Raw genomic sequence first — 16799 nt, forward strand, 5'->3', positions numbered from 1 at the left:
ACGCAAGTTTCTGGCCTCAAGTGTTCGCGATGGCGCAAGGTGGGGAGAACGAGTCGGCGTCCGAGCTGGACGGTGGCCTATCAGCGTCCGCCGTTTTCAGGTGATCAGTTTCCGCGGCCGGTGTGAGCAATTGCAAAAACGATATTGCTTGCTCTCGCGCGCCCACGCGATACGCTGCATTTCATTGCAGATCGTTCTTTTGAGACGGGCCAGTATTGCCGTGATCAATGATACTGCGGTTTTTGACGCGTTGCGTCTTGATGTGGGGAGTGGCGACAGAGTTGCGACGGGTCTGATCGGCACTCGCGAAGCGATCGTTCGAGACGGACTTTTCATCGATCCTTTATCGATCGGCTATTGTCCTCACGAATGGATCGACGGGAGTGGATATGTCGATCCCGAGCTGGCGCGGAAGTTCAGCTACTCGCTTGCATTCTGATTTTGATGGCTGCTGTAAGCAACGTCCAAGCGGGAGGCCGACAATGCGAACGTTCTTTCTGCTCTGCGCCGCTCTGGTATCGTTTGGCGCATCGATCATTCTGAGCACGTCCGAGGGCCATGCGGTGTTTTGGCGCGGCGTGACCGCGCCAACCAACATCGATTATCACGGCTGGGTCATCGTCAAGGAGCCTCCGCCGAGTCCCTGCCAGTGGATACGGGTGAGCGGCGGCTACTACGTCCGACAGTGCGTCTACTAGAGACGTGCGTTCCCGCACCGCGTATGACGGCCGTCGCAAGAGAAGTCGGCTCGCCAAGCTCGATCTCCCGCAACTTCGATGAGCGCGGCTCGATTTGTTGTTGCGCCCCGGTATCGTCGTATCGTTCGATCCGTATTTTTACGGCGCTGGTGATTTCGGATTACCCCCAAGGGTAGGGTTAACGAACGATTATCGGATGACAATCCCGTTGCGATTGATTTAAGCTTGCCGATAGTTGGCACAAAGTTTTATCGGCCAACGGTAAAATTTTGAGTGCCAACATTGTCAGTGAATTAATCTTAGTAAGAGGGATTTTCGCTCATGTTGAAATTTTACATCAAGACCACCGAAGCCCTGAAGCAGCTGCGCACGGACAAGGACGGCGTCGTGTCGTTCGAGTACGTGATCGTCGCGGCTTGTGTCGTCACCGTCGTGATCGCCGTGTTCAACGGTGCCGGTGCTGGCACGATCAGGGGCGCATTGAACACTGGCCTCACCGCAATCACCGACGCTATCGGCACCCTCTGAGTTTGCCTGCGGCGGAGGGGCAGGCCCCCTCCGCCCACTCTGCCATCCTGGACGAATTCATCTTGAGGAATGTGATTACTCGCTACTGAAGATGTTGCCTTCGGGAGATTTCTCCTATGTCGAGATATTGCATTGATTCCATCGACGCATTGAAGCGTCCGGGCAGGGACGACGATGGCGTGGTTTCCTTGGATCACGTAGTTCTTACGGCGTTTGTTGTCGCCACAGTAAGTGCGGCATTCAAGGCGGCTGCGACTGGTCCCATGACGGCCGCGCTAACCAGCGCAATGAGCAAGCTCGACACTGCTGTTTCCACTGTTGGCGGAGGTTAGTACGGCCGTTTGGGCCGGCGGACATCTGCATCTGCCACAGGTTCTTTCTGAGTACGATATTTGATGAGTTTGGGACACGCGTTCTATGAGTTGGATTGTTCCCATAGCTTCGATTCTGGAAATCCTGTTGTTGCTCTACGTTGCGACGCTCGATGTCGCGACACGATTGATCAGAAATGAGATTTGCCTGGCGCTGGCGCTGCTCGGAATCGCCAGTCAAATCGCCAGCCCGATGCAGCTTGCCGAGTCCCTGATATCCGCTGCGCTCCTCTTTCTGTTGTTGTTTTTCATCTATACGCGGGGATGGATGGGTGGTGGCGACGTGAAGTTGCTGGTTGCCCTGGCGGTTGGTCTTCCCCTGACGGGCATCGTCGAGTTGCTGACCGTCACCGCGCTGGCCGGCGGCGTCCTTGCTCTGATGCATCTGCTGATGCGCAACCTGCCATATCCCAAGATGGCGCCGGCAGGATCGTCGTTCGCGCGCCGCGTCTACGCGGTCGAGCGTTGGCGTCATTTGCGTCATGCACCGCTGCCTTACGGCGTCGCCATCGCCTGCGGCGGCATCTGGGCCATTTTCAGTCGAGGATTTTGACATGTCGTCCAGCTTGCGTCTTTCGATCATTATGGTGCTGTTGCTCGCTACCACTGCGCTCGGGCTTATTGCCTACAACATGAACCTGCCGAAGCAGGTCCCGGTGGAGGTCACAGCGAAGGGGCCTGCGGCGCCTGCCACAGTTGGTTATTTTGTTGCGGCACGACCGCTACCGAAGGGGACGCTGGCCCGCCAGGAAGATTTCACGGTCCGCTCGGTGACGCCGGAGCAGGTTCCGACAGGAGCGATCCTCGAAACGCCGGAGACCAAGATCGGGCTTCCCGGCTCCCTCGTTCGCAAGTTCGTCGAGACAGGCAGCCCCGTCACACTGCAAGACATCCTGCGCCCCCGGGATCGGGGTTTCCTCGCCAGTGTCCTCGCACCGGATAGCCGTGCCATCAGCATCAAGGTGGACGAGGAGTCCGGTGTCTCGGGGCTGATCAGGCCAGGCGACCATGTGGATGTCGTCCTGACCCAGGTGTTCGAGAAGGCGGATCCCGTACGTCGTGCCCTCAGCGAAACCGTCCTGCGCAACGTCCGGGTCATTGCGATTGACCAGGAGATCACGGAAGGCGGACGAGGCATCAACGGCGTAGCAGGCAAGCTGGCGCAAACCGTGTCGCTGGAGCTGACGCAGGAACAGGTCAAGAAAGTCACCGTTGCAAAGCAGCTCGGAACGCTCTCCCTGGCCGTACGCGCGGCGGTCGATCAGTGGGACAAGGGAGACACCGGCGCGATGTCGAGCTGCGATGTCTCGCCGGAGCTTGCCCGCCAGAATGCACTTGCCGGCCAGAGAACGGCGGTGGTCGTGCATTCCGGCGGTGAGGTCAAGCAATACACCGTCAGGAAGCAGGATTCGGAATACATCGATGCTGTCGTGAGCTGCGATGGAGCGTCGGGCGTCGCGGGCCCGACAGCGACGGCGATGCGTGATACTGCCAAGCTGACGGAGAAGCACTAATGAACATGGCCATCGCAACTCCGCCCGAAGGCACGACATCCGTCGTCACGCGCAACCAGGTCGTCTGTTTCGTCAATGATGAGCTCAGTGCTGCTGCCCTGCGCAAAGGTCTCGAAGGCAGCAACCTCTCGATCAGGCACGGCACGATCCGCAATGCGATACGGATGCTCGAAACGGACGCCGACCTGTTCGCCCTGGTGGCTGACATCAGCGGCATCGATGATCCCTTCACCGAGCTGGAGCGCCTGGCCTGCGTCTGCCCACCTGACGTCCGCGTAGCCTTGATCGGTGAGAGCAGGGAGATCACTTTCTACCGCGACCTCATGGAGCTCGGCCTGACCGAGTACCTTCCGAAGCCGCTCACGCGAGACATGGTGCTGGACCAGCTGCGCCCGAAGCTGCTCGGCGACGCTACGCACGCTCCGGTCGATCGCGGTGGACATGTGGTCTCGATCTGCGGGGCGCAGGGCGGCGCCGGCGCAACGAGCATCGCCATCAATCTTGCATTCCAGATCGCCGAGACCACCAAGGCCAAGGTCGCGCTGCTCGATCTTCATCTGCAAGGCGGTGAGGCCGCCGTGATGTTGGGCGTTCGACCCGGCCCCGGGCTGCGGATCGCTCTGGAAAACCCGATGCGCGCGGACACGTTGTTCATCGAGCGCGCGGCAATCGAAGTCAACGAGCGGGTGTCCCTGATTTCCGCCGACGAGGACCTGGATGCGCAGCTGGACGTCACCGAAGCGGGCGTGAGACACGTGCTCGGCCTGCTCCGTCAGCGCTTCAACTATATCGTCGTCGACGTGCCGGTCCCGTTTCCGCCGTCCATGCACCCCGTGATCAATCTGTCCCGTCACGTGCTGGTCCTGCTGGAAGCGGAGGTGACCGGACTTCGCAATGCCCATGCGCTTCGCGCCGCGGTCACCAACATTGCTGCCCAAGACCGGGTCTTCACCTTGCTGAACCGTGCCAACCGCGCAGGGGGGCTTCCGAGAGCCACGATCGTCAAGGCGTTGGGCGCCGAGCCGGACATGGTGATTCCCGATCTCGGGAAGGGCATGACGCAGGCGGTCAATCTGGGAATTCCGGCGCTGAAGCACGTGTCAGGACTGCGACGTCACCTCGCACCGATCGTCCGGGAGATCACGGGTCTCGGCGCCGAGCGCAAGAGCCGGCTGAGGAGGCTTCTGGGATTATGAAGAAGTTTGGTAGGCGCCCCGACGACCCCCCTGGTCGTTTGCCCGTATTGTCGCAAGGCTCTCCTTCGGCGGCGCCGAGCGCGTCTTCCGCAGCCGCGATCTTGCCGCCTCCGCCGTCGAGCTTGCCCGCTTCGATGCCAGCCGTCACGCCGACGCGCGACGAGAGCCCGATCCATCATCCCGTCATGTCGGCCTCCTTGAGGGAACGGGTCATCGAGCAGATCGACCCGGCGGCCGCCGCAACTGTCTCGCGCGAGGTGCTTCGGCGCCAGATCGAGGAAATCATCCACGGGATAGCCAACGAGGAGCGTCTCGAACTGTCGGGACGCGAGCAGCTGCAACTCGCGGACGAGATCGCGGACGACATGACCGGTTACGGTCCGCTCCGTCCGCTCCTGTTGGACCAATCGATCAACGACATCATGATCAACGGCCCGAGCAACGTCTACGTCGAGCGAAGCGGGAAGCTCGAACGCGTCGCGGTACGTTTCCGCGACAATGATCACATTGCATCGGTGGGGCAGAAGATTGCCGCTCGGGTTGGCCGGCGCGTCGATGAATCCAGTCCGATGGTGGATTGCCGCCTGCCGGACGGCAGCCGCGTCAACATCATCCTTCCGCCGCTGGCGATCCATAGTCCCTGCATTTCCATCCGAAAATTTCCAAGCCGCCGTTTGAATCTGGCCGGGATGATCGAGAACGGCTCGATGACCGCGGCCATCGGGCAATTGCTGGAGATTGCTGCCCGATCCCGGCTCAATGTTCTGGTCTCCGGTGGCACGGGCTCCGGCAAGACGACGCTGCTCAACGCCATGAGCCAGTTCATCGATCACAGCGAGCGCATCGTCACCATCGAGGACGCAGCGGAACTGCAGCTTCAGCAGCCGCACGTGATCAGCCTGGAGACCCGGCCCCCGAGCCTCGAGGGCACAGGGCAGGTGACCCAGCGCGATCTGTTGTGGAATGCGCTGCGCATGCGCCCCGATCGGATCGTCGTGGGCGAGGTGCGTGGTGCTGAAGCATTCGACATGCTGCAGGCGATGAACACCGGTCATGACGGCTCCATCTCGACGGTGCATGCCAACAGCGCCCGCGACGCACTGACCCGTATCGAAAACATGGTGCAGATGGGGCAGGTCAATCTGCCGTCGCGGGCGATTCGAACTCAGATCGTCGCTGCGCTGGATCTCATCGTGCAGGTTGAACGCATGAGGGATGGGCAGCGACGGATTGTCCAGATCAGCGAGGTGGTCGGCCTCGAAAGCGATGTGATCACCACCAACGACATCGCCGCGTTCGAATACAAGGACGAGGATGTTCACGGGAGGATATCGGGAACCTACAAGTCCACCCACGCAGTCCCAAAGTTCAAGAGCCGTCTTGTCTATTATGGCCTGGATCGAGCCTGGGCTGAGGCGATGAGGCAGATATGATACCGACCTCCGTGATCCTCATTGTCCTGGCCCTCCTGATGTGCGCAGCATGCACGTCGCTGTGGCTTGATGCTCGGCAAAGGCGCGTCGATCGTCAGCTCGCCGCGGCTCTGCCGACCTCGCAGTCGGCCGGTCTGCCCTCAATTCGTCGGTCGGAGACCGGAGCCCGTTCGCATTTTCTCCACCGCCTGGCCAGTTACAGACCTCAGATCCCTTATGCCTTGCACCCTGCCTATGTGCTGCTCATGGGTGTCATGACGGCAGCGGCAATCTTTTATGCCAACAGCCTCCTCGGTTTTTCCAGCTTCTACGTTTCTATCGTCGCTGGAGGTGCCAGCATCATGGTGGTGCGGGGTCTTTTTGGATGGCAGCAACGTCGCTACGTCGACAAGCTGTTTCGACAGCTTCCAGACGCAATTCAACTGGTGACCAGCACGGTTCGATCGGGACTGCCGGTGCAGGAAGCGTTTCGCACCATCGCGCGCGAGATGCCGCAACCAACCGCCGGGCAGTTTGCCATCGTATGCAACGAATTGAATCTGGGGAGACCTGCGGAGGAGGCCATCGAGGGCATCTATCGGCGAACGCAAGTGGCGGAGTATGGGATCTTCGCGGTGACGCTTGCCGTGCAGCTGAAGTCGGGCGGCAGCTTGGCCGAGACCTTGCAGACTCTGGGAGAGACGGTGAGGCAGCGGGTCGCGCTCGCTGCTCGTGCCAAGGCTCTGGCGGGCGAGGTGATCTTTTCCTCCCGCGCGCTTTCATGCGCGCCTCTCATCATAGGCGGGATCCTCTACACGATCAGCCCGCAATCCGTCGATATGCTGTTCCATGACTCGACTGGAAACATGCTCCTGGCTTATGCGACAGGCTCGGTGCTTGCGGGGCACTTCGTGATCCGCTGGATGATCAGAAGGGAGACGGCGCTATGACTGCCGCTCTCGGTATCGCGACCCTTGCCGTTGCGGCCGCGGCTGCGACCGTGCTGCTGGTCATCCGCGAAGTCCACATTCGTACATTGAACACGCGGGTGGCAAATGCCGTGATCGGCATTTCTGACCGGTCAACTGCTTCCCAGGGCATGATCGGCTGGATGTCGTCGATCGGCATGCGGTATCGGCGTTTCTACGCCGAGGAGAATCTGGAGCAATTGCGGGCGGTCCTGCAATCATCGGGATTCAATCATCATCGGGTCTTGCCGATCTGGATCGGCATCAAGACTGTCAGCATGTTCCTGTTTCCGGCGGTCGCCCTGGTGGTTGCGCAGTTCTCAGGGCGGGAGCAGATGGATGTGCTGATCCTCACGCTTTTCGGCGTGATGATCGGCATCATGGGGCCGCGACTGGTTCTGTGGGTCTTGAAACGGCGCTTCGATGCCGCCGTTCGGCTGGGCACGCCGGATACCATCGATCTGCTGGTCGTGTGCAGCGAGGCGGGAATGGGCTTGGAGAGCGGGTTGGAGCGTGTGGCGGCGGAGATGGCCGAGACCAATCCGGCCATGGCCCGTGTCTTGCGCGGCCTGCTCGACGATCTCCGGATCCTGCCAAATCGCTTCGACGCTTTCGAGAAGCTGGGCACCTTGTCGGACGGCCTCCGCCGCTTCGGCACCATGATCAGCCAAAGCCTGCAATACGGGACGCCGCTGAGCCAGGCACTGCGCAGCATCGCCGAGGACCTGCGGCGCGAACGCATTACCAAGCTGGAAGAACGAGCGCACAAATTGGGCGCAAAGCTGACCGTTCCGATGGTCTTGTTTCTGCTTCCAGCGATGTTCGTCATTCTGGGTGGAAGTTCGTTCCTGCACCTCATTCGTGCGTTCAGCAAATTTGGTCATGGATAAGAGGCATGAGCACGGTTCGCGCCTGTCGCGGTAGGCTTAAGAGCCGCAAAGCGTGTTTCATCGCGGACCAACGCGGCGCCGTCGCGCTCGAGTTGCCCGCAGTCTACCTTTTTCTGATGTTGAGCATTCTTCTGCCGCTTGCCGACGTTGCGATCGCCGGATTCCAGTTTACCTCGGCGCGGCAGGCATTGCGAAACTTCGGATACTCAATCCAGTACACTCCGCCAGATGACGTCACGGTAGACACGACGAGCTGGGCGACTGCGGCACTTGCTAAAGCCGATTCCAAATATCCGATCTCCGATTTCAGGCTTGTTTGCGGTGATAGCAATCTCCCCTGCTCAGCCTCCAACGATGTGAAACCGCGATACTATTCATATACGACGACCGTTACCTTGACGCCTATCGTGCTGAGATCGGTTCTGTGCACGAGTGGCACCGGCAATGGTTGTACGTTCACGCTCTCGTACTCGGAGCAGTTTCAGTAGGATGTGCCATGCGTAAGATGCTTCGTTGCCGTCGAGGTTCGGTCGCATTCGCAACGGTTGCCGCCATGGTGCCGCTCGTCGGAGTTCTCGCACTCGGGACCGAGGCGGGGTCGTGGTACGTCACCAAGCAGCACGCGCAGACTGCCGCTGACGCGGCCGCCTTTTCGGGCGGCCTGTGGTTGGCCTGCTCTCAGGGGACAGGCTGCTCGGATCAGGCATCACAGACATTGGACTATCGCGCCAAGGAATTCGCGGCGCAGAACGCGTTCTGCGACTCGGCAGACGGCAACGCCTACCCCGGCTCGAAGTGCACCACCCATCCGAGTGGGATCGCGCAGGCCGTAACGGTCGCAGTTGCCGGAAATTTCGTGACGGCCACTGTCAGCCAGCAACAGCCGGCTTACCTGGCAAAGATCCTTGGTTTGTCCACCGTGAATATCCGTGCAGCAGCCACGGCGGAAGTTCGTACACTGGCAAATCCATGTGTTTTGACTCTGCATGATCCGCTCAGTTTCCAGGGAAGTCCGACCGTACAGGCCCAAAACTGCGGATTGGCATCGAACAGCACAGCGTCTGGTTCCGTGAGCTTCACGGGCAATACCGGCATCGACGTGAGCAAGGTTGGATCGATCTCAGGGCAGGGCGGGTGCACTCAAACGGGTGGCAACCAATGCAGCAAGGCGATCACCTATGCACCACCAGTACCCAACCCGCTGAGCGGACTGGACTCAGCGATCTCCGCGTTGAAACCTGCCGACTTCCCCGACGGGGCATGCCCGAATCCACCCACAACCTCACCGATCGCGTTGCCAGCGTATGGATCCCCTAACAAATGCTATTATGACTCGTTCTCGTTCCAGAACAACAAGACCTACAATTTGAGCGGGGTTTACTTCTTTGCTAATGGGCAGATCAACATCCAGGGCAACACAACCATAACTGGAACGGCCACATTGATACTGTTGCCTCCAAACTTCGTGAGGGCGTCAGACAAAGGGGCCTCGCTGAATATCTCAGGAAATCCAACGATCCAGATCACAGCGCCGGCGTCCATAACGGGTACACAAGTTCCAACCGCTTTGGCTTCGGTACTGAACCTGATGAGCAACCTGCTGATCTATGATCCGGAGCCGTACAGTAAGAATGGCATAACTCTAACAGGCAATTCCACGAACTACTTCAGCGGCATTACCTATGTGCCGAACACTCCCGTGACATACCAAGGGAGCACCCAGAGCACGACTTGCACCCAAGTCATCGCATACGCCATCACCTTGTCGGGCAATTCCAATTTCGACAATTCGGGATGTTCCGCTAGCGTTAAGCCGACAAGCAAAATTGTTCGACTGGTGTCATCATGAGGAAACTCGATCAGCGCGGCGTCGCGTCGTTCGAGTTTGTCGTCGTCGCGGCGGCGTTTTTCACGTTGGTGTTCGCCATCTTCGATCTCGGCCGTTACGCCATCACGATGCAGTCGTTGCGGTCGCTCGCGGGCGCCGGTGCGCGGGCGGCCATGATCAACGATTGCTACACAGATGCCGTTCTCAAAGGAATGACTCCCTCGTGTAGCGGTGACTACCTGCCTGATGACAAGAAGAAAGCCCTTGCCCCCTTCCTGTATGCCGGCGGTCTCTCGCCGACGCTGAGTACGGCCACGGGAGCCTCCGCACTTACCACTACGGCATCGCAGCCGGGTTTCACCATGCTGTTTCCGATATGGGGCACGGCGTTGAACGCGCCGAGCGCGTCCACCAACGTTCCGTTTTAGTGGGCATCATAGTGGAGTGCGCCTCGTTGACGGTAAGAAAAGGCAGCTCGATTGCGGAGACGGAGCTTCCGAAAATCGATAAGGACTGCCGTTGGGAGAACCGTGGAAATCCCGAAGGCTATCGCGCTGCGAGTCGGTTCCCGCGAAGGCGCCGAGAGTGGTGCATGCTGGCAACAATTAGCAACATTCGCCTGAGTTGCCGCACCGCGGTAAGTCTCTGGCCTTGCAAGCAGGAGGCGTGACGGACGATGATGCTCTTAGGCGTCGTATTTGGCGCGGTGGGCGCCAGCAAGACGAAGTAACGATTTATATCGGGACAGGTTGTAAGCTCTGCGGCGGGGTGCGTGAAGAAGAGTCAAGAGGCGCCGAGAACGTACAATTACGGGCATAGCCGTCGATTGCGGCGGAGGGGGAATCGAAATGGGGTGCGGTCGCATTTCGAGTGAAGCACGAGCGAGGCTTCTGGCCTTGATCGTGATGAGTCTTGGCGCTGGGCTTGCATTGTCGAGTTCCACCGACCGCGCGGGAGCCGCAGACCGGCGGGGGTCTTCCGGCGGCGTCATCGTCAGCGAGATGAGCGACGTCCAGCGCGTCAAGGTGATCGTCAACAAGTCGCGGACCTTCAGGGTCGAAACGCCATTCGCGACCATTGTCGCGGGCTCATCCGACATCATCGACGTGAAGTCGCTGAGCGACCGTTTGATCTACATTCAGGGCAAGCAGACCGGCACCACCAACGTCATCCTGTTCGACTCCTCGATGAAGCAGATCGGGATCCTCGATGTCGAGGTCGCGATCGACACCGGCAATCTGCAGCAGAACATCCGGGCCAGTACGGGCTCTCCCGGTATTCGCGTGTCGTCGTCCGAGGGGCAGGTGGTGCTGAGCGGAACGGTGACCGACGCCGTTGCCGCCGAGCGGGCCGTGGCGATCGCAACTGGCACCGTTGGCAAGGGCGGCACCGTCGTCAACGCCATGAGCGTCGCTGCGCCGCAGCAGGTGATGCTCGAGGTGCGTTTTCTCGAGGCCGATCGGACCGCCGGCCGTAACCTGGGCGTGAACCTCTATGCGGCGAATGCCAATGGCACCAATGTCGCGAATACGGGACTAGGTGGGCTGAACACGGATGCGGGCCGGGTGCCCATTGGCGGCGTAAATGGCGGTGTTGGCGCTCCTCCGACGGGTAGCCTTCCGCTGCTCGGAACGGCGGGGACTCTGTTGGGGACCGCGGGCGGCATATCTCCTGTCCCGTTCGGAAGCTTGCTGACCAGCATCGTTCGAACGGCCAATGGCGGCTCGGTGGACTTGCTGATCTCCGCACTGGAAACGAAGGGACTTGTTCGCCGGCTGGCGGAACCGAACCTGATCGCACTGTCCGGGGATGCCGCTCGCTTCCTGGCCGGCGGTGAATTCCCGGTGCCGATCCCGAACACGACGGTCAACGGATTCCCCACCATTACCATCGAATATAAGAAGTTCGGCGTCGAGCTGGCCTTCGTGCCTACAGTGCTCACGCGCGGCACGATCAATCTGCGCGTCGAACCTTCGGTCAGCGAGCTCGATTTCGCCAATGCGATCACAATTCAGGGCACCAGAGTTCCAGCGCTGACCCGCCGCGACGCGCGGACCACGGTCGAGCTGCGCGACGGTCAGAGCTTTGCCATCGCCGGCCTGCTCCAGACCCGCAACCGGCAGGACGTCTCGCAATTGCCCTGGATCGGCTCGGTGCCAGTGATTGGAAGCTTGTTCAGCAGCAAGTCGTACCAGCAGGAGGAAACGGATCTCGTCATCATCGTAACGCCGCGACTGGTTGCGCCGGCTGCGCCCGGCCAGCAATTGGCCTCGCCACTCGACTCGCGCCTGCCGGCCAACGATGTCGACTTCTTCCTCAACGGCCAGATGGAAGTGCGCAAGCGTTACAACGACTACGTCAATTCCGGCGGCGACGTGAAGGGGCCGTATGGCCACATCATCGCGCCTGAAGTCAGGGCGCCCGTTGTGGCGCCGGCCGCGGCTGTCGACCAGCCGGTCGTGAAAACCCTCAACTAAGGAAGCGGGCGATGACCATCAGGTATCTGGCTCTGTTCGCACCTTTCCTGCTCGGGGGATGTTATGGGGTCGCCGGTCATGACGAGGTCGACCGCTACTTCCAGCGCTCCGACACCATCACGATGACCGCTGGCGATGCCAAGCAGGTCAACGCTGTCACCCATACGATCCATCCCTGGCCGCGCTATGTCGGCGATAGGAGGATCGCGACCGATGCTCGACGTGCCGGCGCCGCCGTCACGCGTTATGGCAGAACGACTCGGCCGGTCGACCAGCTTCCCGATATCGGAAATGCGACCGAGGCTATGGGCCAGCGGCCGCCGACGACGCAGAACATCAACATTGAGGGATTGGGGGCGGGTTCGTCAGCCGGCGTGTCGGTACCGGTCGGTGGAGCAGGGGGCAGGTAGCGTCTGAATTGATTTTTGTTTGCGAACGGTGCGGCGACTTGCTGCGCCGCGGGGGATAGGATTGATGCGGCGTCTCATCTTGATGCTGACGTGTTGCTGGTTGGCGACTGGCCTTGCAGCGTGTGACTACACGCTGAGGGAGGCCGCGATCGTCGCGCCCGTGGATCCGCCGGGCGGGGACCCCGTGCAGGAGCCGACCGATGTCAAATATTATCCGTCGGACGAGCCGGTTCGAATGGGGCTGGAGCACTATAACCGTGGCAGCTACGGCCTCGCCCAGCGCTATTTCAAGGACGCCGTCGAGAAATCGCCGAAGGACGTGACGGCCTGGATTGGCCTTGCGGCAAGCTACGACCGGTTGCGTCGCTTCGATCTGGCCGATCAGGCTTATGCGCAGGCGATCCGCCTCGGTGGCGAGACGGTTCAGGTCCTGAACGATCAGGGATACTCCTACATGCTGCGCGGCAACCTAAGTGCGGCGCGGCGAAAATTTGAGAAGGCCTATTCGCTCGACCCGGGCAATCCGGTCATCGCCAACAATCTCGAACTGCTCAACGGCAGCCGCAGATTCATCGAAAGGCCGCCGAACAACCAGCCCTGACACGTCTTAACGGGTCATTCAGCGCGATCTGCTCTGCGGCTGTTATTCGGGGAACTTTTAAGACAAGGTCAACGTTTGTGGCGTTAACCTTGTCACATGAGCCGGCTCCTCAAACTTCAGTTTCTGGGACCGTTGGCACTCTTTGTGGCCACGCTGTCGGCTGAGCTTGCCGCCCGTGCTCTTGAACGAGCGCCTTCCTCGGAAACGCTTTGGTATCTCAATCTGAGGGTGTTCGGACTGTTTCAGCGCAGTCATGAGACGCTCTGCGGATACGTCGACCTGGAAGGCTTCCAGCTGTTCGGGATTGCGCTGCCGATCTTTGCGCTGGCCTGTGCCGGTCTCGTGATGCACTCCAAGTTGCCCTTGGCCGTGTCGACGCAGTTCGCGGCTGGATACGCAGGTTTCCTTCTGATGTCGTGGCAGAGTCCCGCACCATCAACCACGCAGGCTGCATTGGGATGGATCGCGGTGCCGTCAGGCGAAGGGTTCTACATTCTGGCGGGGATTCTGGGAGTGACCCTGCTGTCGTGCGTCATTTCGCACTTGCTCTACCTTTGTCCGGCTCGGGCGGGAGCTTGATATCGTTCGCCAGCAGTCGGATCCAATTTCTATTGCTGGGGTGTCAGAGTCCTTCCGGCTAGTTCTGTCCCAGCACAGCATCAACCTGACGACTGTCCCTCCTGAAGATGATGATCGCCCCGTTTCTGATTGTGAATTTCGCGCCGAGCAATTTGGGCACCTTGTCCGTGACGGGAGACGGGAAGGGGATGGTCGGCCCGGTGATGGAATCACCGACGCCGACCGGGGCCGTGGAAGAGCCCGCGATGGGCGCCGGCTTGATATAGTCGCGGATGAGTTGAGCCTCTTCGCGGGAAAGAATGAGCGGGGCCGGTTCAGCGCGAGCTTCTCGCGCTGATTGGTTTTTTTGATCGCTCACTCTCTCTGCGGCTTCTTTGCTCCTTTCGATCTCATCGAGCCTTGCTATCCGGTCCTTCAGGGAAGGCAGCTCGCGTTGCAGGGTGGCCAGCTCTGATTTCAAGGATTTGACCTGCATGAGAGCGCCGACCGCGCCAGCGCAGCTCGCGATGGCGAGCAGACTCAAGACTGCGAGTAGTCCGCGCTCGATGTTTGCACCTGAACTTCGGTTCTCTAGCGGCGGTTGATCCTTTTGGATGTGGCGGCGCCAGACATTCATCCCATGCTGCACCCGCGCCGTGAGCCTCGAGAGGAGATCGGAAGGCGGGGAGGCGTCTTGTGTCCCGGATCCGAATTTATGGACCGACAGGGTGAAAGCATCTGGAGCGATCTCGCCCTTACTATGGGCGGTGGATGTTTCGTTTCTCGTCGCGTCTGGGCGATCTTCGTCGCTCGGCCGATCATCATTGTTTCTGGCGGGAGCTCGAGCGGAGGCGGCAGGCGGGGAATTTTTTCGGGGACCTTGCGAGCCGGTTGTCTCATTACGAAGCGTGATGGGATCTGCCCTTTGGTTGATCGACCGGCGGGCTTCTGGGCCGATCAGATCGTCGATCAGCTTGAGTGATTGCGAGGTCGGTGCAAAATCAGGCGCAGGCGGCTCTTGCGGCGCTATCCCCAGCGCGCGAAGGGTCGACCAGCCGTTCTCGGTGAGCCGCAGGTTGTCGCCTTCGCAGGCTACGAGTCCAAACTCAAATAGGTCGACATGGTCGAGTGCAGCAAATTGCTCCGGATTTCTGGTTTCTTCGGCGGACTCTGCAACAAGGCGCGCCACGTCGTCGTCGAGTTCGTCGAGCGTCGCCCGCCTTTCGGCGCGATTTGCCAAAGCGATTAGAACCGCCAATTTGTTTCGCACGATGGTTCACCAAACCGCAGTTCGCGCCAATCGCTGTCATTGCGAAAGCTACCTCGTAACACACAGGAGAGTGTTACGATACCCGGCGCTTCTGCGCGATGGTGTCGGCGCTCAGTTTGTCGGCCCGTGGCCGCGAAGTTTACCACGGGGTGATGTTTGCGCGTGGGCTGCAGATATTGCCCGTTGGTTAGAAAGTCGACGTGTGCGGAGCGCAAATCGTCCATCAATTGCCGCAGCTCGCCCCGGTCTTCGCCGAGCGCCAATTGAGCGCTGTGTTGAATACCGCCGATCTTTCCGATGCCCGTTTTGCGGGTAGCATATGCACGCGGGTTCTCTTGTGCGGGACGTGCGCGCTGAGAAACCGAAATCGCGATTTTCGCTTCCAATCCGGACCTAAATGAGCCTAGAAGAACCAAGCTGCGGAAGCGCGGTTGAGTCAAATTTCTCAGTCGGTCCAGCAACATATAGGATCGATCAGGGCTAAAAAACCTTAGTAAGATGAAGGCATTACGCTGGAAATTTTCCACGGCGCCCATGATGGATTGGACCGACCGGCATTGCCGGGTGTTCCACCGTCAGCTGACGCGGCGGGCGCTGCTCTATACCGAGATGCTGACCACTGGCGCCATCATTCATGGCGATCGGGCGCGGCTGCTTGGGTTCGATCCGAGTGAGCATCCCGTAGCACTTCAGCTTGGCGGATCGGACCCGCGCGAGCTCGCGCAGGCCGCGCAGATCGGAGAGGCGTTCGGCTATGACGAGATCAATCTCAATGTCGGCTGCCCGTCCGATCGCGTGAAGGACGGCCGCTTCGGCGCCTGCCTCATGGCGGAGCCGGAGCTGGTGGCGAGGTGTGTCGCGGCGATGAAGCGCGCGGTCGCGGTTCCCGTCACGGTGAAATGCCGCATCGGCATCGACGAGCAGGATCCGGAAGTCGCGCTCGATGCGCTCGCGCGTGCGGTCGTCGCTGCCGGCTGCGATGCGCTGATCGTGCACGCCCGCAAGGCCTGGCTCAACGGACTGTCGCCGAAGGAGAACCGCGACATCCCGCCGCTCGACTATGACCGCGTCTATCGCCTCAAGCGCGCGATGCCTGACGTGCCCGTGATCATCAATGGCGGCATCCCGGGCGTCGACGAGGCGAAGGCGCATCTTGCCCATGTCGACGGCGTGATGCTCGGCCGCGCCGCCTATCAGGAGCCGTGGCGGCTGCTCTCGGTCGATTCCGACATCTTCGGCGAGGCGGCGCCGCACGCGTCGATGCAGGACGCGCTCGAGGCGATGATGCCCTATATCGAGCAGCAGCTCGCGCGCGGGACGCGGCTGCACGCCATCACGCGGCATTTCGTCGGCGCATTCCACGCCGTGCCCGGCGCGCGCGCCTTCCGCCGGCATCTTGCCGAGCAGGGGGTAAAACCGGGTGCCGGCCTCGAGGTGCTGCGCGATGCGATCGCGCGCATCGGTGCACAGGCGCTGGCGGAGGCGGCGGCGTAACCTGGTCAGTCGACCGCCGTGCGTGCGCGGCGGTTGCTGCCTTGCAGCTCCGGATAGCCGGTAAGCATCAGCTTGTCGGCGCGCACGCCCCAGCTCTCCAGGCGATCGAGAAAGCTCATGCCGAGCAGATTGGTCCTCATCTGCCCGCGCTGCACGACGAGGGCCGGCACCGATTTCTCGACGAGATGGCCAACGGCGAGACGGTCGAGCGTGAGCCGGGCCGCCTTGGTGTGGCCGCCTGCGGTCTCGAGGTCGACGTCATATTCGAGCATCTCGAGCGGCAGTCCGATCGCCTTCGCAGTTTCCCAGGTCAGCACCACAGAGGTCGCACCGGTATCGATCACCATCGGCGTCGCGACGCCGTTGATCTTGGCGCGCAGTGCGAATTCGCCGCCTTGGCCGCGCGAGATCTGCACGGCGGGGGCGGGGGAGGCGGTCCGTGCGCGGAACATGTGCGTGACCTTGTTGCTCGCGCGCGCGATCTGATCGGGATCACCATAGGCGACGACGGCACCTGCCGTACCGGCCAGCATGATGAGAACGAGCAGGAAGCGGATCATTGCGCACCTCCACACGTGCGCAGG

Annotated in this window: 19 protein-coding genes and 1 pseudogene; 17 read left to right on the forward strand and 3 right to left on the reverse strand. The window is 60.8% G+C overall.

Features of this window, described 5'->3' with window-relative positions:
- Window positions 1-148: 148 nt before the first annotated feature.
- The 16 genes from GPL20_RS39635 to GPL20_RS23875 all read left to right on the forward strand — a co-directional run bounded on the left by GPL20_RS39635 (window position 149) and on the right by GPL20_RS23875 (window position 13472).
- A complete protein-coding gene (locus GPL20_RS39635; protein ID WP_246250852.1) occupies window positions 149-439 on the forward strand; it encodes a hypothetical protein in 291 nt (96 codons plus the stop codon).
- Window positions 440-482: 43 nt separating this feature from the next.
- Entirely contained in the window at window positions 483-698 is a 216-nt protein-coding gene (locus tag GPL20_RS23805; protein WP_157332155.1) for a hypothetical protein, read from the forward strand.
- A 321-nt stretch (window positions 699-1019) separates the two neighbouring features.
- Window positions 1020-1226 (forward strand): Flp family type IVb pilin, encoded by a 207-nt coding sequence (locus GPL20_RS23810; protein ID WP_157332156.1) that lies wholly within the window; start codon window positions 1020-1022, stop codon window positions 1224-1226.
- Window positions 1227-1643: 417 nt separating this feature from the next.
- Window positions 1644-2150 (forward strand): A24 family peptidase, encoded by a 507-nt coding sequence (locus GPL20_RS23815; protein ID WP_157332157.1) that lies wholly within the window; start codon window positions 1644-1646, stop codon window positions 2148-2150.
- 13 nt (window positions 2151-2163) lie between these two features.
- A complete protein-coding gene (cpaB, locus tag GPL20_RS23820) occupies window positions 2164-3111 on the forward strand; it encodes a Flp pilus assembly protein CpaB (RefSeq protein ID WP_246250855.1) in 948 nt (315 codons plus the stop codon).
- Window positions 3111-4307 (forward strand): CpaE/TadZ family protein, encoded by a 1197-nt coding sequence (locus tag GPL20_RS23825; RefSeq protein WP_157332159.1) that lies wholly within the window; start codon window positions 3111-3113, stop codon window positions 4305-4307. The genes cpaB and GPL20_RS23825 overlap by 1 nt, the downstream gene beginning before the upstream one ends.
- Entirely contained in the window at window positions 4304-5740 is a 1437-nt protein-coding gene (locus GPL20_RS23830) for a TadA family conjugal transfer-associated ATPase (protein WP_157332160.1), read from the forward strand. Before GPL20_RS23825 ends, GPL20_RS23830 begins: the two co-directional genes overlap by 4 nt.
- The gene (locus GPL20_RS23835) at window positions 5737-6669 is read left to right on the forward strand and encodes a type II secretion system F family protein (protein WP_157332161.1); all 933 of its coding nucleotides are present in this window, start codon (window positions 5737-5739) and stop codon (window positions 6667-6669) included. The genes GPL20_RS23830 and GPL20_RS23835 overlap by 4 nt, the downstream gene beginning before the upstream one ends.
- A complete protein-coding gene (locus GPL20_RS23840; RefSeq protein ID WP_157332162.1) occupies window positions 6666-7577 on the forward strand; it encodes a type II secretion system F family protein in 912 nt (303 codons plus the stop codon). The genes GPL20_RS23835 and GPL20_RS23840 overlap by 4 nt, the downstream gene beginning before the upstream one ends.
- Before the next feature lie 5 nt (window positions 7578-7582).
- A complete protein-coding gene (locus GPL20_RS23845; RefSeq protein WP_157332163.1) occupies window positions 7583-8065 on the forward strand; it encodes a hypothetical protein in 483 nt (160 codons plus the stop codon).
- A gap of 8 nt (window positions 8066-8073) precedes the next feature.
- Window positions 8074-9426 (forward strand): pilus assembly protein TadG-related protein, encoded by a 1353-nt coding sequence (locus GPL20_RS23850; RefSeq protein WP_157332164.1) that lies wholly within the window; start codon window positions 8074-8076, stop codon window positions 9424-9426.
- Complete coding sequence (locus tag GPL20_RS23855) at window positions 9423-9833, forward strand: TadE family protein (RefSeq protein ID WP_157332165.1); 411 nt, start codon at window positions 9423-9425, stop codon at window positions 9831-9833. The genes GPL20_RS23850 and GPL20_RS23855 overlap by 4 nt, the downstream gene beginning before the upstream one ends.
- 420 nt (window positions 9834-10253) lie before the next feature.
- Window positions 10254-11882, forward strand: coding sequence for a type II and III secretion system protein family protein (locus GPL20_RS23860; RefSeq protein ID WP_157332166.1), 1629 nt, complete (start codon window positions 10254-10256; stop codon window positions 11880-11882).
- A gap of 11 nt (window positions 11883-11893) precedes the next feature.
- Complete coding sequence (locus tag GPL20_RS23865) at window positions 11894-12292, forward strand: hypothetical protein (RefSeq protein WP_157332167.1); 399 nt, start codon at window positions 11894-11896, stop codon at window positions 12290-12292.
- A gap of 64 nt (window positions 12293-12356) precedes the next feature.
- On the forward strand, window positions 12357-12893 hold the full coding sequence (locus tag GPL20_RS23870; RefSeq protein WP_157332169.1) for a tetratricopeptide repeat protein: 537 nt from the start codon (window positions 12357-12359) through the stop codon (window positions 12891-12893).
- 96 nt (window positions 12894-12989) lie between these two features.
- The gene (locus GPL20_RS23875) at window positions 12990-13472 is read left to right on the forward strand and encodes a hypothetical protein (protein ID WP_157332171.1); all 483 of its coding nucleotides are present in this window, start codon (window positions 12990-12992) and stop codon (window positions 13470-13472) included.
- 58 nt (window positions 13473-13530) lie between these two features.
- Here GPL20_RS23875 and GPL20_RS39640 read toward each other — a convergent pair whose 3' ends face one another.
- Together GPL20_RS39640 and GPL20_RS23885 are read right to left on the reverse strand one after the other, a co-directional pair.
- A complete protein-coding gene (locus GPL20_RS39640; protein ID WP_246250868.1) occupies window positions 13531-14721 on the reverse strand; it encodes a hypothetical protein in 1191 nt (396 codons plus the stop codon).
- Window positions 14722-14855: 134 nt separating this feature from the next.
- Window positions 14856-14984 (reverse strand): annotated as a pseudogene (locus GPL20_RS23885) (lipoyl synthase); the annotation flags it as partial.
- A gap of 271 nt (window positions 14985-15255) precedes the next feature.
- On the opposite strand from GPL20_RS23885, the gene dusA reads away from it, so the two are divergent.
- Entirely contained in the window at window positions 15256-16215 is a 960-nt protein-coding gene (dusA, locus tag GPL20_RS23890; protein WP_246250871.1) for a tRNA dihydrouridine(20/20a) synthase DusA, read from the forward strand.
- Between the two features lie 5 nt (window positions 16216-16220).
- Here dusA and GPL20_RS23895 read toward each other — a convergent pair whose 3' ends face one another.
- Window positions 16221-16775 carry a TIGR02281 family clan AA aspartic protease gene (locus tag GPL20_RS23895; protein ID WP_157332175.1) on the reverse strand — a complete coding sequence of 185 codons (555 nt, stop codon included), beginning with the start codon at window positions 16773-16775 and terminating at the stop codon, window positions 16221-16223.
- Between the last annotated feature and the right edge of the window lie 24 nt (window positions 16776-16799).

The sequence above is a fragment of the Bradyrhizobium cajani genome, from assembly GCF_009759665.1.
Taxonomy (GTDB): Bacteria; Pseudomonadota; Alphaproteobacteria; order Rhizobiales; family Xanthobacteraceae; genus Bradyrhizobium; species Bradyrhizobium cajani.

Bases quoted from the DNA above. Each gene is read 5' to 3' on its own strand.
- GPL20_RS23845 (WP_157332163.1), top strand. From the start codon at position 7,583: ATGAGCACGGTTCGCGCCTGTCGCGGTAGGCTTAAGAGCCGCAAAGCG.
- GPL20_RS23860 (WP_157332166.1), top strand. From the start codon at position 10,254: ATGGGGTGCGGTCGCATTTCGAGTGAAGCACGAGCGAGGCTTCTGGCC.
- GPL20_RS23825 (WP_157332159.1), top strand. From the start codon at position 3,111: ATGAACATGGCCATCGCAACTCCGCCCGAAGGCACGACATCCGTCGTC.
- GPL20_RS23875 (WP_157332171.1), top strand. From the start codon at position 12,990: ATGAGCCGGCTCCTCAAACTTCAGTTTCTGGGACCGTTGGCACTCTTT.
- GPL20_RS23865 (WP_157332167.1), top strand. From the start codon at position 11,894: ATGACCATCAGGTATCTGGCTCTGTTCGCACCTTTCCTGCTCGGGGGA.
- GPL20_RS23840 (WP_157332162.1), top strand. From the start codon at position 6,666: ATGACTGCCGCTCTCGGTATCGCGACCCTTGCCGTTGCGGCCGCGGCT.
- GPL20_RS23815 (WP_157332157.1), top strand. From the start codon at position 1,644: ATGAGTTGGATTGTTCCCATAGCTTCGATTCTGGAAATCCTGTTGTTG.
- GPL20_RS23895 (WP_157332175.1), bottom strand. From the start codon at position 16,775: ATGATCCGCTTCCTGCTCGTTCTCATCATGCTGGCCGGTACGGCAGGT.
- GPL20_RS23810 (WP_157332156.1), top strand. From the start codon at position 1,020: ATGTTGAAATTTTACATCAAGACCACCGAAGCCCTGAAGCAGCTGCGC.
- GPL20_RS23870 (WP_157332169.1), top strand. From the start codon at position 12,357: ATGCGGCGTCTCATCTTGATGCTGACGTGTTGCTGGTTGGCGACTGGC.
- GPL20_RS23805 (WP_157332155.1), top strand. From the start codon at position 483: ATGCGAACGTTCTTTCTGCTCTGCGCCGCTCTGGTATCGTTTGGCGCA.
- dusA (WP_246250871.1), top strand. From the start codon at position 15,256: ATGATGGATTGGACCGACCGGCATTGCCGGGTGTTCCACCGTCAGCTG.
- GPL20_RS23835 (WP_157332161.1), top strand. From the start codon at position 5,737: ATGATACCGACCTCCGTGATCCTCATTGTCCTGGCCCTCCTGATGTGC.
- GPL20_RS23855 (WP_157332165.1), top strand. From the start codon at position 9,423: ATGAGGAAACTCGATCAGCGCGGCGTCGCGTCGTTCGAGTTTGTCGTC.
- GPL20_RS23830 (WP_157332160.1), top strand. From the start codon at position 4,304: ATGAAGAAGTTTGGTAGGCGCCCCGACGACCCCCCTGGTCGTTTGCCC.
- GPL20_RS23850 (WP_157332164.1), top strand. From the start codon at position 8,074: ATGCGTAAGATGCTTCGTTGCCGTCGAGGTTCGGTCGCATTCGCAACG.